The sequence below is a fragment of the Prosthecobacter sp. SYSU 5D2 genome (genome assembly GCF_039655865.1).
Lineage (GTDB): Bacteria > Verrucomicrobiota > Verrucomicrobiia > Verrucomicrobiales > Verrucomicrobiaceae > Prosthecobacter.
The window spans coordinates 175010-188842 of sequence record NZ_JBBYXL010000013.1; the positions used below are offsets into that span (position 1 = coordinate 175010).

Consider the following 13833-nt stretch of genomic DNA (forward strand, 5'->3'; position numbering starts at 1 on the left):
TTTTCAGATAATTCTGAAAGTTCCGGCGTGCAAGTGAAATTTGGAATTCACAGCACTTCCTTTAAAAGCTCCTCCACCAGACGGGGTACTTCCTCCCCGGCGGTGCCCTGGCGCTGGTCGGTGAAATGGCTGCTGATCTCGGTGGCCTCAAGGTTGATTTCAATGAGGCGTTTCGCCCCTTTGCTGGCGGCTTGGCGGGCGAAGCCGGCGGCGGGATAAACGACGCCGGAGGTGCCGATGCAGACGAAGATGTCCACGGTTTCCAGCGCCTGGCTGATTTCCTCGATGTGGTAAGGAACCTCGCCAAACCAGACGATGTCAGGCCGCAGTTTGCCGGCAGTGGCGCATTCGGGGCAGACGGTGGAAATGTCCAGATCCTCCTCCCAGTGCATGACGTTGCGGCAGTTCAGGCAGCGGATTTTTTTGAGCTGGCCGTGCATGTGCAAGAGCTTCTCCGCCCCGGCACGCTCGTTGAGGTCGTCCACATTCTGCGTCACATGCAAAAAAGAACCAGGCCAGGCTTTTTCCAGACGGACGAGGGCATGGTGGGCGGCATTCGGCTCCACGGTTTTCAGTGAGGCCCGGCGCATGTTGTAAAAACGATGCACCATCTCCGGGACGGCCTTGAAGGCTTGCGGTGAGGCCACTTCCTCCACATGATGGCCCTCCCAAAGACCATAAGTACCGCGAAAGGTGGGCACGCCGGACTCGGCGGAGAGCCCGGCACCGGTGAGGACGACGAGATTAGGATGGGTGAGCCCGGCCATGTGCGGTCCGGGTCAGGGCTTGGGCAGGTGATACTGGGTGGTGACCTGGATCTGCTCGGGGTTTTCCGCCAGGGGATTGATGATCACGCTGATGGTGGATTTGCCTTCATCCTTGCTGCCGGTGACGCTCGTGTTGGCGCTGCCGCTGGCCACGCTGGTGACTTCATACCCGGCAGCTTTGAACAGGGTTTCGTAGTGCTCTTTGATCTTGACCATGTCCGCCTGGACAAAGCCGACGGCCATGCCGGTCACGGCATCCGGCTGGTCCATCCGGTAACCGCCATCCTGAAGCACGAGACCGGGATAGAGCGGCACTTCCTCCGGCGGTGCGGAGGCAGCGGCGACGCCGGCGGTGATGGTCCTGCCATCTGGGCCTTTCATGACGACGCCATCTGTCTGGGCCTTGGAGGCATCGAAGCTGTATTCTTCGCCCTTGTCATTTTTTACACTGAGCTTGCCCTGTTGCAGATCCTCATACGAAAGGGTGGTGGTTTCACCGGTGGACTTGGTCTTAAAGGTGATCTCGCGCTTGTTCTCGTCCTTGTTGAGGACTTCGATATCGGGATTGAGTTCCAGCGCCCAGACGGCGGCCTTGGCAGGATCTTTTTCAAACTCCGCCATCTTCTCTTTGAACTGGGGCATGTATTTGGCGACAAGGAATCCGCCTCCGAGAAACAGGAGAACAATGATGCCAAGACAGCCGATGCCAGCGATGGCAAAACCGGAGAGACCTTTTTTCTGTTGAGGGGGCTGAGGAGGATAGGGAGCGCTCATTGGGAGGGAGAGGTTGAAGCAGACTCAGACTCGACCGCCTTCTGCTTAGTTCAAATGTATTCGCCCATGATATAGGACCCTCCACAAAAACAGGGGAAAACGCCATAAAAGTGTGCAGTCCAGCCAATGCTGCTCCGTAAGGCTCCGCTTATGAATCTCTTTCCCAAGTTTCTCCTGACCGGTTTCCTTCTTGCCCATGCCTGCCTCAATGCCCAGACAGGCGATGGCAGGACGGATGACACTGTCGCAGTACAGAAGGCAGTGGACCAGGGAGGGGCCGTGCGGTTTGGCCGGGGGGTATACCGTCTGACCAAGACCGTGGTGATCGACCTGGATAAAACAGGTTTCACCTCGATTTCTGGGGATGGCGTGGCGCGATTTGTCATGGAGGGAGCGGGGCCCGCTTTCAAATTTGTCGGAACGCATGGCGGCTCGGCCGCACCGGGGACGCTGAAGCCAAACGTGTTTGAACGGCAGCGGATGCCGATGGTGGACGGTATCGAGATCGTCGGCGCACATCCGGAGGCGGATGGCATCGAAGCGACGCAGACTCTTCAGCTGACCCTGACCCGGGTGGCGGTGCATGAGGCCCGGCATGGCATCCGGCTGACGGTCCGCAACCGCAACGTCATCATCAGCGACTGCCATTTGTATCACAATTCGGGCTGTGGGGTGCTTTATGACGAGGTGGATCTGCACCAGTCCAACATCGTCGGCTGCCACATCAGCTACAACGCGGGCGGAGGGGTGGTCACGCGCGGCGGGGGCGTGCGCAACCTGCACATCGGCACCTGCGACATCGAAAGCAACATGACCCCGGACTCGCCACCGACGGCGAACGTCTTGATAGACTGCACAGGCGGTTCCACGGCGGAGGTGACCATCGTCGGCTGCACCATCCAGCACAACAATTCCCCCGGCTCAGCGAATGTACGATTTCTGGGCCAAGGCAAAGTCCGCGTGGCGGACGAAAATCCGCATTGGGGCCACCTGACGATCGCTGATAATGTGTTTAGCGACGTGGCGGTGAACGTTGACCTTCAAAATGTGCGGGGCGCAGTGATCATCGGAAACACTTTTGGCGTGGGCTGGGAGCATGATCTGGTGATGCAGGGGTGCGAACAAATCGCGGTGGGCAGCAACACCTTTGACCGCAATCCGCCTTACTATCGCGGCAGGAATGCGGCAGCCAAAGGAGGCCTTCTTTTCCGTGACTGCCGCGATGTCACCCTCACCGGAATCCATGTTAACGAAGTGCGCAACCAGCCTGCGGCGGTGGTCATTGAGAATGGAGACGGCTTCAACCTGTCCGGCTGCACCCTTCTGAACAGTGACGGTCCGGGGCTGCTGATGAAAAATGTCAGCAACAGCCTCATCACGGGATGCCGGATCGCCGACCGCCGTCAGGAGCGGATGTCTGCCCCCTCCATCCGCATGGAGGGGGGCAGTGACAACACGCTGGCCAATAACAAGCTGATGCATGACATGGAGACGGAGCCGTGAGGAAGGCGGCTGGGAGGGGACTTGGCAAGTCCCTCTCCTTGCATGGAACGCCGCCCCGCCCACGATGGGTCATGCCTGCTGGAGACCTGGGGTGCCGGATTCGACGATGAAGGAGGCGCGGGTGTGGAGGGGGGCGCCGGGGCGGGAGACGTATTCGATGCCTTTGTAGTCGGTCTTCCACTGCTGAGGGGTGACCTCGCAGGAAAAGTAGCCGCGCTCGGTGCCGTGGAATTTCACGAAGGGGTTTTCCGCATAGGTGGCATCCAGGGTCTTGGGCTTGAGGATGCCATCGCCACTGGAACTGATGGAGGTGCCGACGAATTCGGTGGCGACGACCTTTGACTCCAGATCGTCGAAATCGGCAATGAGGTCGTTGGCCCAGTGGCTGTGAATGTCGCCGGTGAGGACGACGGGGTTGGAGATGCGCTGGTCGTGGAGGTACTTGAGGACGCGGCGGCGCTCCATTTCGCATCCGGGCCACTGGTCCATGCTGTGGGTGATTTCTTCGCCGGCTTTGCGGTCCACGCGGGCCATCATGACCTGCTGAGCCAGGACATTCCAGGTGGAGGATGATTTGGCAAGTCCCTCGAAGAGCCAGTCCCGCTGAAGAGAGCCGAGGAGGCTGCGGTCCGGATGGAGAGATTCGGCACAAGGGGGCTGGGTGCGGTCTCCGCAGGGCTGGTCACTGCGGTACTGGCGGGTGTCCAGGACATGGAAATCGGTGAGCCTGCCATAACCTACTTTGCGATAAAGCAGCATGTCGGGGCCCTTGGGCATGGCGCTGCGGCGCAGGGGCATGTGCTCGTAGTAGGCCTGGTAGGCCGCAGCGCGACGGAGGAGGAAATCTTCCTTGCTGACGCCGGGTTCTTCGGAGATGTCGGAGGCGCAATTGTTGTCAAACTCATGATCATCCCAGGTCACCAGCCAGGGGGCGATGGCGTGCATGGCCTGCAGGGCGGGATCGGTTTTATACTGGGCGTGGCGGTTCCGGTAATGGTCCAGGGTGGTGATTTCCGGCCCGGTATGAAAACGCACGCGGTTCTCGATGCCAGCGTATTCATAGATGTAATCACCCAGATGGATGACCAGGTCGAGGTCTTCCCTGGCCATGTGATCATAGGCGGTGAAGAGACCGGTCTCATAGTGCTGGCAGGAGGCGACGGCGAAGCGGAGGCGATCAGGAAGTGTGTCAGCGGAAGGGAAGGTGCGGGTGCGGGCTTTGGGGCTGACTTCACCACCGGCTTTAAACTGGTACCAATACCAGCGGTTAGGCCGTAGGCCGGCCACCTCCACATGCACGGAGTGGCCCCATTCCGGCGTGGCGATGGCAGTGCCCTGGCGGACGACCTGGGTCATGCCTTCATCCTCAGCCACCTGCCAGGAGACCTCCACGGGGACGGGGTCCATGCCGCCGCCTTCCAAAGGTTTAGGTGCCAGGCGCGTCCAAAGGACCATGCCATCCGGGGCGGGATCACCCGAGGCCACGCCGAGGGTAAAAGGATAACTGGAAAACTTGGGGCTGCTTTTGACCGCACCGAAGGCGCGTTCACAGCCAAGTGCGGCGAGGGCCAGGGAAGCGGACCCGGCGATGAAGGAACGGCGCTTAAAAACTCGTGCAGGAACCAGAGGGAAAACAGGGGATGTCATGGGGCAAAGGAGAATGAGGTGATTACGGAGATTGAAGCCTGAATTCCTGCGAATAAGCAAAAACCTTTTGGCACTCTCATTTTTAAAAAATCTTAATTTTATAAAAAAATAAGAAAGAGCACTTGGATCAAGCGAGGTAGCAAACGGATAATTTTCGTCCTAATCCCTGTGATTGGACTAGCCGAAGGGCTAAGTGCAAGCATAGGGATAAAATATATCCTTGTAGTTGAATAAGAAAGCGACCGTTTTTTCTTTGCATTTATGATATTGATATGGAAATTATAGTTCGGATTCAAAAAATCCGACTCACATATGAAAATCGACACCCACACCCTCAAAACACGTCGTCTCGCCCACCGGTCAGGGATGACACTCATTGAAATCAGCCTCGTCATCGCCCTCATCCTGGGGTTGATCGCCGTGGTCTTCATCGGCATTGGCAGCTACCGCGCAGGTTCTGACAAGGCCCGGTGCCAGATGCAGCTTGCCTCGGTGCAGAAAGCCGTGCGCTCCAGTGCCAACATGCAGAATCTGGAAATCGCGGATCCCCTGCTCGCCGCCAGTGTTTTTGGCCCAGGTCTGCTTTTGGAAGCAGCCCCCGAGTGCCCGAATCCTACAGGTGCATACACATGGGAAACTGAAGTGCCGCCAATCGGCACTCCCTATGGCAACTGCAGCTTTGTGGGTGCGGACACAACAGGTCCGACAACGACCCACGTGCTGACCACTACGCAGACTGAAGGCTGGTAACAGCCAGCCGGGCTGAAGGCGTTACGCAACTGACTTCTCGCATCCGGTCCCAATTTCTTTCCAGGCCATGCTCAACATTACGGATCCCTGTGAACTTAAAGCGGCTGACATTTACCGTCAGGCGCGCACAGTGGCATCCAAGACGAGCCGGAGCACGGACAGTCATTGGTACCGGGTGCCGGAGGAGCTGCCGTGGCAGTGGCATCTGTGGTTCGACGGGGGGCGGGAGGTCTGCTCCGCCACTTTTTCAAAACAATCTAACGTGTGGCAGCCTGGACCGACGCTGCCGCTGGCCAACCTGACAACCGGAGAAGGAGTCAGTGAGATTTTGGGAGAGCTAATGTCCTCCCGCTATTTTCAGGACAAACCGAAGGCGCTGGGGGTGATCCTGCATGTGGCCGATGAATTTGCCCTGTCAGAGATCGCCCAGGCGGGCGAGGCGCTGGGGGAGGCGGGGGAAGATTTCCAGATCCTGCGCTACAATCTGGTGGATGATCCGAAGGAAGTCCTGGCTGACAGGGATGTTTCCACCGATGCGAATTCCTGGCGGCTGCTGCCGTTTTGGGGGGCGCCTACAGGACAGCAGAAATGTGCGGCGGTGATGCTTTCCCGCTCACGGGAGGCTTTTTTACAGACGCTGCTGACCTGCGCGGAAAATCTGCGAATGCCGGTACGTACGGCGGTGACCTGCGCCGCAGTCGAGTGCCTGGCGGCGCTGCCACTGCTGCGGCCGGAGATGCAAGAAGGCTGTCTGCTCGCGTTTGGCTTCTATAAATTTACCGCCGTCTTTGCCATCAGTGGAACAGGGGAGCTGCAAGCAGTCCGCAGCCTGTCCCACCGAAGCGGGCAGCAGGTACCGACGGGGTTTGGAGATATTTTGTGGAACATGGCTCTGGGGGCGGAACTGGAAACGCCGAAGGTGGTGTATGTCTCCTCACAGCCGCAGGCGCTGCAGACGGCTGCATCAGATCTGGAGATTTATTCCCTGAGCCGCCAGATGATCCATTTTGAGGGCGTGAATCTGACCGAGCATCCGGCGCTGGCAGTCATCCCGGGGCACAGGCCGGAATTTTTAATTTATGACAGCACGGCTGTAGAGCAGGTGCGCAGCGGTAAAACGCCGCTGGCAAAGGCGGGGACGTTTAAGGCGCTGTGGGAAAGCTGGGCGCGGCAGAGCTTCATGGATACGGCGCGTCTGGACAACCTGTATCCGTCCCAGCAGGACCTGCGGCTGCTGCGGTTTTCCTCCTGGCTGGTATATCTGCTCGTTTTCTGCCTGGTCGGCACTGGTGGCTACGGAACTTACTCGCTGTTTGCAGCGATGAACCATCCATCCTGGTCGCTGACGCCAACGGAGATGCTGCAGACAAAGTCGAAACACGAGCAATTGCTGCAGGAAAAGAAGCAGATAGACGTGACTGAACAACTGCTGCAGCCGCGGTCCCGCGGGTGGGTGACGCTGGAGTTTCTGCTGCAGCTTTTCCCGGAAGATTCCGGGGTGCGGCTGGACAGCTTTTACTACACGGCTGATGCGACGCGCTACAACGGCAAAAAGACCAAGGAGGGACCGAAGGGGTCCGTGGGAATGGTGCGCACCTGGACGCTGAAGGGGCTGGTGAAACCGAAGGCCATGGAGTTGCTGAGCACCCTGAACACCCAGCGCGGCCTCAGCGCCCTCTTTGACCGGGTGGCCACGGCCACGGGCGATGAGAGCTACCGGCCCGATCCGTCACGGCAACTGACGGTGACACTGACCCAGGGAAGGAACTCCAGCTTCGATTCCCAGGCAGGCCCCGGGGACTTGGCGCGTGATCCGACGCTGGCCTTTCCCTTTAACTTCACCGCCGCGCTGACGCAGACGCTCACCGAGAAGGATGCCCTGGCGCTGCCTTTGGAAAATCCGTTCTGAATTCCGATCATGAGTGCTTACACCCAGCCCATCATCCGCTTTGGCCTCATCACGCCTGTTGCTTTTAACCTGCTGCTTCTGGCGGGGGCGGGGGCGGCGGTCAGCAAGCTGAGCAGCATCCGTGAGGTGAAGGAAGCGCAGTACAAAGAGCAGACGATGCGGCTGACGGCGATGAAAAATCTGGAGACGAGCATCGCTCCAAAAAGAGCCGCCTTTGAGGACCAGAAAAAGCTTTTGAAAAGCGATCCCGGCCAGCTTTTCACACGCATTCTGGACGGCATGCTGCCGAAGTACAAGGAGATCGAACTGGAGCGCAGCAGCCTGATCTTCCCACTGGACCAGGGACGGCTGACTAAGGATGCCCGGGCGGAATCAGCGCGGGTGAAGAGCAGCTTTCAAGGTGGCATGGGGCCCATGCAGGAGGCGCTGCTGCAGGTGGAATCCCTGATGCCACAGTCCATGCTGGAGGAAATGAAAGTCACCCGCAAGGCGGACCAGATGCTGAAGCAGCGGGAATATCTGGTGATGGAGATGACCCACACGTGCTGGAAAACCACCAAGGAGAAACCATGAAATACTTTCTCATTTTGCTGGCGGCGGCCATCCCGGCAGGCGTGACGGTGAGCCATGCGCAAACAGCCCAGAGCAGAGCCAAGGCACCCCCGCCAAAACGCGCAGCACTGTTCATTGGCCAAGGTGCGGGCCAGACCTCTTGGCTGCCGCAGACAAAGATGATGCCAACAGGGGACGACATCGAAAAACTGGCCGGCAAGCTGAGTTCCCGGCTGCGGAACATTGATGCCTTTGGCCTGTCCACTTTTCCCAGGGAAGATGATTCCCCCATCATTGAAGACAGCATCTACCGTGAGACGCCCAAAATCACCCTGAACCAGGCGCTGCAGACGCTGAAGATCAACGGGGTGAACCTGCACCGGAAGGAATTTCTGATCGGCGGCCGGCAGGCTGGCGAGGGGGATGTGGTGGAGCTGTCCTTCAAAGGGGAAATCTTCCAGGCGCAGGTGACCGAGGTGGCCGCCACCGAACTGCTGTTCCGGGATCTGCAACGGGACGAAACGGGGGTGCTGAAGCATAACCTCGTACCGCAACTGGCCATGGAGCCGCTGCAAAAGACCCTGACCCAATTTGAGAGCCGGATGACCCCCATGGAACCTGCACCTCCCGCCAAGCCATGAGCAAAAAAAATGCCTGTCCTTTCCTCTACCTTTGCCTGCTGTGCCTGAGCCCGGGGCTGGCTGCCCGTGCCCAGGAGGAACCGACCCCGCAGCCCCTGGAGCAACTGCCTGCGGGTGCGGTGGATGTGAGCGCCCGGCTGGGCGGCCTGTCCAGCCTGCCCACCCAACCGGAGGACGGCTACTGGATTGAAGGTGCGCCGATCAATGAGGTGTTCCAATACCTGGCCCGCAGCGCGGGGCTCCAGTTCTTTCACAACAACGAGCTCAACACGCCGCAGTATAACATCACGGGCCACCTGAAGCTGGATGATCCGCGCCAGCAGATGGAGGACCTGGCCATTGCGTATGGACTGACCGTTTACCAGCAGCGCTCCAGCATCAGCCTGATGACGGAAATCCAACTGGCGCGGCTGCCGGTGGAGGTGATGAGCTACCAGCTCAAATACCTGCGCGGCGCCCCGCTAAACCGGAGCAGCAACGGCCAGGCAGGCGAAGGAAGCGGCGCTGAAGGTGGTGAGGGCGGGGGCGGAAATGCCGCCAATGCGTCCGATTTTGAAAAGCTGAAATCCATCATCCGCCCCATGCTGACCCCCATCGTGGGCCAGATCGAATTTGAAGAAAAGACGAATACTCTGCTGGTGAGCGACAACAGCCTGAAGCTGGAACGGGTGCGCAAGCTGCTGCTGGAGATCGACAAGGCGAAGCAGCAGATCATGGTGAACGTGCGGGTGCTGCGCATCCGCCGCAACCAGAACCGGAATGTGGGCGTGGACTGGAGCAGTGCGCTCGGAGAGACCGGTACCACCATCACCGCGCGGCAGAGCCTGAATGCCCTGTTTAACCTCCCGGATGTGAGCACGGTGACGCGCACCGGCAACCCGATGAACCCGGTATCAGTGCTGAACCAGATCAACACCCAGGGAGCGGGGGTGGTGTTCGACAATTTCCAGGTGCAGGCGATCCTGCGGGCGCTGGAAGCTGCGGACCTGGTCACGCAGGAGGCCTGCCCGACCATCATCACGGAGGACAACGAGCAGGGGCTGATTTCGATCGTGGACCGGTTCCCCATCATCACTTCCGACATCAGCAACACGACGGCGGGAACGAACATTACGGACAAGGTGCGTTACAAGATTGATACAGAGGATCCCAGCGCCACGGATGAGCCGGAAAAGAACCGCGAAATCGGGGTGACTCTTTCCGTGACACCGACGCTGCTGCCGGACGGGACGGTGAGGATGAAGCTGCGGCCGCGGGTGGCAAAGATCGTGGAACTGATCCCCGGCCGGTCCAGCAATGTGTTCCCTCGGGTTAGCGAATCCACGGTGGAGGCCATCAGCCGCATTCCTGCCGGACAGTCGCTTTTCCTCGGTGGATTTTATGATTACAGCGACAGTGAGGGGAACAACAAAGTGCCAGTGCTGGGGACGATCCCGCTGGTGGGACGGCTGTTCAGCTCGGACATGAAAAAGCTGGAGCAACTGAGCCTGGTGTTCATCATCACGCCAACTGTCTATGATGCCTCCAGCACGGCGGCCCTGGAAGACATCAACTGGAAGCAGAGAGACTACTCCGGCCTGCAGCCGGAAGACCTGGGAGATGCGGGACTGCTGCTGCCAAAGGCGGGCTGGCCCAATGCGACGACGAACAGCAAGAGCCCGGAACCGGAGAGTCCGCCCAAGCAGTCCTGGGTGCGGCGCCTGTTCAGCAAAAAGGAAGGCTAGCGGCGGCACACCAGCCATTGCCGCTGCTGCGCCCCCGCCAACCTTTTCAGACTGCCTCTCTTCCCCCCTTCATGAACGAACCGCTTCAAGGCCTCGCCTTTCCAGCCAAGACTGACCGGAGCAGTCTGGTGCCGGTTTTGGAGAGGATCGCGAATACGAGCCTGAACCACCTGCGCGAGGGGGGCTATATTTCCGCTGAGGAGGCGGCACCACTTTTGCCGGCCTACCGCAGCGCGCTGACCGGCTCCACCCCGCCGCCGGATTTCCTGATCTTCGTAGCGGAAACCCAGGCCAAGAAGCACACGCTGACTGTGGACGGAGAGGTTTCCCGGATGCAGAAGCTGCTGAGATCCTGCCTGAATGACCGGGTGAGCTACTGGAGCTTCGGCCCGCTGCCCGGGCGTGCCACCGGGCTGTATGAACACTGCCCGGGACTGCGCGGCATCTGTGCGACCCTGGGCTGCCCCGCGACGCTGGCGGGGGAGACGAGCATCGTCCACATCGCCTGCATCAACCCGGTGGCGGCGCTGGTGACATCCTTCTGGATCCGCCAGGAACTGAACCGTGAAACCGACACGGAAGCACCTTTTGTCTTTCCCTTCCTTCTGGACCTGACCATCTGGCAGGGGCTGATGCAACGCCACTTTGCCTCATGAACCTGAACCTGGGCATTGAATTTAATGACACGATCCAGCGGCTGATCATCGGCCAGTTGCGGGCGTCCACGGCCGGGAATGATGCCCTGTCAGATGAGGCGCTGGTGCGGAAGTGCTCCAAGACGCGTATCCTGGGGGCGGTGGGCAACGCGGCGGGGCTGCCTGCCTTTCCGCAGGTGCGTGATCTGGCGGATGCGGAGTTTGTGAGCTACTGCGACCCGGTGGTGATGGCGCGCGGGATGTTTGTGCCGCTGCGGAGAAGCAGCACGCAGGTGCTGCTGGCAGTGGCAAACCCGTGGGACTACCGGGCGGATGATTATTGCGCGAGCCGCTTCCCGGAAGATGAACTGCTGAAGGTGGTGACGCTGGCCTCCGAAGTCTCCGCCGTGATTGAGGGATCCTCCAATTCCTCCGGGCCCAGCCGCGCGGAGCTGGAGGCGGTGGAGGTGGAGGAATTTTCCAATGAGAGCCCGGACTTCGACGTGACGCGGCAGTATGATGAGCCCATCGCGCAACTGGTGGCCAGCATGGTGAGCGATGCCATCAAGCAGCACGCTTCCGACATCCACATCAAGACAGAGAAGACGACGTTCCAATACTGCTTCCGTGTGGACGGGGACCTGGGTGTGCGGGTGGAGATGCCGGTGAAACTCCGGGACCGGGTGGATGCGTTTTTGCTAAACCTGATGCGCCTGGCACCGGAGGAGCGCAGCAAGCGCCCGGGCATCTCCGGCCGTTTCACTGCCAGCTACTATGGCCGCGCGGTGGGGGTGCGATATGAGCGGCACCGCACTTATCGCGGCTATCATGTGACGATGCGGCTGCTGGACAAGACGCACCTGGAGGCGCGGCTGGGCATGGGCACGCTGGCCTTTGATGAAGAGACTCTCTTTGAGCTGGACAAGGCCATGGCGGTGCCGTCCGGCATCATTGTGATGTCCGGTCCGACGGGCTCCGGCAAGTCCACCACGCTGAATGCGATGCTGCGGGAGCTGAACCACCCGGAGGACAATATCCTGACACTGGAAAACCCGGTGGAGGATGAGATCCCCGGGGTGACCCACTGCGACCTCCGCGACAGCAGCGAATTTAAGCCGATGATCGCCAGCTTCATGCGGTCTGACCCGGACGTGATCCTGATGGGGGAGGTGCGGGACCGTGAATCCGCCGAGCTGGCGATTGAGGCCGCCATCACCGGCCACAAGGTGCTGACAACGATCCACACCCCGCGTGCCTCGCAGATCATCGAGCGCTTTCAGCAGCTCGGCATGGAGCGCTGGAAGATCGCCCAGACACTGAAGGCGGCCTGCGCCCAGCGGCTGGTGAAGCTCCTGTGCACGGCGTGCCGGGTGCAGCAGGTGGGCATCCCGGAAAGGGAGATCCGGCTGTTCCACCTGGATGCCTCCTGGGCGGAAAAGCCGGTGTTTGTGCATAACCAGGAGGGCTGCCCCGACTGCAAAGGACGCGGCTATTCAGGCCGCACGGCCATCCTGGAGATCCTGCCCATCAGCCCCCGGCTTGGGGACAAGCTGGCCAAAGGAGAGATCACCCCATTTGAACTGGAACAGGAAGTGCGCCGGGAATCCGGCCTGCCTTCGCTGCGCGACAACGGACTGAAACTGATGGCCGAGGGAAAAACCGACCTCGATGCGCTGAAAAAAGTGCTGGACATGACCTACGAATCCTAAAGCCATGAATGCCTTTCAAGTCACCCTCCGAAACATCAAACGGCCGGAACAGTCGAAAGTACTGGAATTTGAGGCGCCCAACCGTGAGCAGGCGGCGCTGCTGGCGGCCAAACCGGGTTTTCGCGTGGCCCTGGTGAAGCCGCTTTCTGGAGCGCTGAAGAGTGAGAAATCCAACAAGCCCATTTCAAGGAAGGAACTGATCAAGCTCTTCCGCGGGCTTTCCTCCATGCTGAAGGCTAACATCAGCACTGCTGATGCATTGCTGTACTATTCCCAGGGGCTGCCGGATCCGGCTCTTCAATCCTCCCTGATGAACATCCGCAACCGGCTGGAGGCGGGGCTGCCGGTGCACATCGCCTTTGCCAAGGAGCAGAAGTTTGACACGACCATCATCACCATCGTGGAAGCGGGGGCGGACGCCGGCCAGCTTGGCGAGGCGTTCAGCGCGCTGGCACGGCGGATCAAAATTGAACTGATGTTTGCCAGCAAGCTGCGGAGCGCGCTGATGGTGCCCTCGTTTGTCATTTTGTTCCAGATCGGCCTGTTTATTTATTCGCAGGTCTTTGTGGTATCGCAGGTGGAGGAGACGCTGAAAGGGGTGCAGCAGGAGCCGGACCCGATCTCGGTGGCCATCTTCGGCATCAGCCATGTGGTGCAGAAAGTGTGGCCCTTTTTTGTCATCGCCCTGGGAACTTTTATCGGGGCGCTGTTCCGCTCGGCGGACTTCCGGCAGAAGCTGCTGGTTTTGGGGATGAAACACTGGAAGCTGCTGAAAAAGCTGGTGATGGGGCTGCGCCAGAGCGCCTACATCGGCACGCTGCAGATGTTGTATGCCAATGGCATCAACCTGGCGCGGGCCTCTGCGCTAAGTGCGCGGGTGGTGCTGGGCACTCCCATGTATGCGGAGTTCATCAAGGCCTCCCAGATCTATGAATCCTCCGGGGTGCCATTTGCAGAGGCGCTGAAGCGCCATGCCACGCTGGACCCGCAGGTGGTGCACATGATCGGCATCGGGGAGCGCTCCGCCTCCCTGCCCCAGCAGCTGGAAATGCTGCGTGACATTTATGAGGAGGATACAGCCGCCGTCATGGCGGACTTCACCCAGGTCATCAATTTCATCACCCTGGCGATGGCGGTGGTGCTCATCGGCTTTGTCTTCACCGGCTCCATGCTGCCCATCTTTCTGATGGGGCCGCGCATGATGCAGTCCGGCAACATGTAA

General features: G+C 59.8%; 12 protein-coding genes. 9 read left to right on the top strand and 3 right to left on the bottom strand.

Translation table 11 applies throughout. The features are described 5' to 3' along the window. Nucleotides 1-47 precede the first annotated feature (47 nt). Together WJU23_RS20865 and WJU23_RS20870 are read right to left on the bottom strand one after the other, a co-directional pair. On the bottom strand, nucleotides 48-767 hold the full coding sequence (locus WJU23_RS20865) for an NAD-dependent deacylase (protein WP_346334560.1): 720 nt from the start codon (nucleotides 765-767) through the stop codon (nucleotides 48-50). A gap of 12 nt (nucleotides 768-779) precedes the next feature. Then, on the bottom strand, nucleotides 780-1541 hold the full coding sequence (locus WJU23_RS20870) for a hypothetical protein (protein WP_346334561.1): 762 nt from the start codon (nucleotides 1539-1541) through the stop codon (nucleotides 780-782). 150 nt (nucleotides 1542-1691) lie between these two features. On the opposite strand from WJU23_RS20870, the gene WJU23_RS20875 reads away from it, so the two are divergent. Next, the gene (locus WJU23_RS20875; RefSeq protein WP_346334562.1) at nucleotides 1692-3044 is read left to right on the top strand and encodes a right-handed parallel beta-helix repeat-containing protein; all 1353 of its coding nucleotides are present in this window, start codon (nucleotides 1692-1694) and stop codon (nucleotides 3042-3044) included. Between the two features lie 69 nt (nucleotides 3045-3113). Here WJU23_RS20875 and WJU23_RS20880 read toward each other — a convergent pair whose 3' ends face one another. Continuing rightward, entirely contained in the window at nucleotides 3114-4691 is a 1578-nt protein-coding gene (locus WJU23_RS20880) for an alkaline phosphatase D family protein (protein ID WP_346334563.1), read from the bottom strand. 312 nt (nucleotides 4692-5003) lie between these two features. Here WJU23_RS20880 and WJU23_RS20885 point away from each other — a divergent pair, with 312 nt between their 5' ends. The 8 genes from WJU23_RS20885 to WJU23_RS20920 all read left to right on the top strand — a co-directional run bounded on the left by WJU23_RS20885 (nucleotide 5004) and on the right by WJU23_RS20920 (nucleotide 13833). Then, nucleotides 5004-5441 carry a type II secretion system protein gene (locus tag WJU23_RS20885; RefSeq protein WP_346334564.1) on the top strand — a complete coding sequence of 146 codons (438 nt, stop codon included), beginning with the start codon at nucleotides 5004-5006 and terminating at the stop codon, nucleotides 5439-5441. Nucleotides 5442-5508: 67 nt separating this feature from the next. Further along, nucleotides 5509-7350: a hypothetical protein gene (locus tag WJU23_RS20890; protein ID WP_346334565.1), complete on the top strand. Its 1842-nt coding sequence runs from the start codon at nucleotides 5509-5511 to the stop codon at nucleotides 7348-7350. Between the two features lie 9 nt (nucleotides 7351-7359). Then, on the top strand, nucleotides 7360-7923 hold the full coding sequence (locus tag WJU23_RS20895) for a hypothetical protein (RefSeq protein WP_346334566.1): 564 nt from the start codon (nucleotides 7360-7362) through the stop codon (nucleotides 7921-7923). Then, nucleotides 7920-8543 (top strand): hypothetical protein, encoded by a 624-nt coding sequence (locus WJU23_RS20900; RefSeq protein WP_346334567.1) that lies wholly within the window; start codon nucleotides 7920-7922, stop codon nucleotides 8541-8543. The genes WJU23_RS20895 and WJU23_RS20900 overlap by 4 nt, the downstream gene beginning before the upstream one ends. After that, entirely contained in the window at nucleotides 8540-10267 is a 1728-nt protein-coding gene (locus WJU23_RS20905) for a secretin N-terminal domain-containing protein (RefSeq protein WP_346334568.1), read from the top strand. Before WJU23_RS20900 ends, WJU23_RS20905 begins: the two co-directional genes overlap by 4 nt. A 71-nt stretch (nucleotides 10268-10338) precedes the next feature. Beyond that, nucleotides 10339-10923, top strand: a complete 585-nt coding sequence (locus tag WJU23_RS20910) for a hypothetical protein (RefSeq protein WP_346334569.1) — start codon at nucleotides 10339-10341, stop codon at nucleotides 10921-10923. Then, a complete protein-coding gene (locus WJU23_RS20915; protein WP_346334570.1) occupies nucleotides 10920-12611 on the top strand; it encodes an ATPase, T2SS/T4P/T4SS family in 1692 nt (563 codons plus the stop codon). The genes WJU23_RS20910 and WJU23_RS20915 overlap by 4 nt, the downstream gene beginning before the upstream one ends. 4 nt (nucleotides 12612-12615) lie before the next feature. Then, on the top strand, nucleotides 12616-13833 hold the full coding sequence (locus WJU23_RS20920; RefSeq protein WP_346334571.1) for a type II secretion system F family protein: 1218 nt from the start codon (nucleotides 12616-12618) through the stop codon (nucleotides 13831-13833).

Coding starts and splice junctions, on each gene's coding strand:
- WJU23_RS20865 (WP_346334560.1), bottom strand. CDS start 767: ATGGCCGGGCTCACCCATCCTAATCTCGTCGTCCTCACCGGTGCCGGG.
- WJU23_RS20870 (WP_346334561.1), bottom strand. CDS start 1,541: ATGAGCGCTCCCTATCCTCCTCAGCCCCCTCAACAGAAAAAAGGTCTC.
- WJU23_RS20875 (WP_346334562.1), top strand. CDS start 1,692: ATGAATCTCTTTCCCAAGTTTCTCCTGACCGGTTTCCTTCTTGCCCAT.
- WJU23_RS20880 (WP_346334563.1), bottom strand. CDS start 4,691: ATGACATCCCCTGTTTTCCCTCTGGTTCCTGCACGAGTTTTTAAGCGC.
- WJU23_RS20885 (WP_346334564.1), top strand. CDS start 5,004: ATGAAAATCGACACCCACACCCTCAAAACACGTCGTCTCGCCCACCGG.
- WJU23_RS20890 (WP_346334565.1), top strand. CDS start 5,509: ATGCTCAACATTACGGATCCCTGTGAACTTAAAGCGGCTGACATTTAC.
- WJU23_RS20895 (WP_346334566.1), top strand. CDS start 7,360: ATGAGTGCTTACACCCAGCCCATCATCCGCTTTGGCCTCATCACGCCT.
- WJU23_RS20900 (WP_346334567.1), top strand. CDS start 7,920: ATGAAATACTTTCTCATTTTGCTGGCGGCGGCCATCCCGGCAGGCGTG.
- WJU23_RS20905 (WP_346334568.1), top strand. CDS start 8,540: ATGAGCAAAAAAAATGCCTGTCCTTTCCTCTACCTTTGCCTGCTGTGC.
- WJU23_RS20910 (WP_346334569.1), top strand. CDS start 10,339: ATGAACGAACCGCTTCAAGGCCTCGCCTTTCCAGCCAAGACTGACCGG.
- WJU23_RS20915 (WP_346334570.1), top strand. CDS start 10,920: ATGAACCTGAACCTGGGCATTGAATTTAATGACACGATCCAGCGGCTG.
- WJU23_RS20920 (WP_346334571.1), top strand. CDS start 12,616: ATGAATGCCTTTCAAGTCACCCTCCGAAACATCAAACGGCCGGAACAG.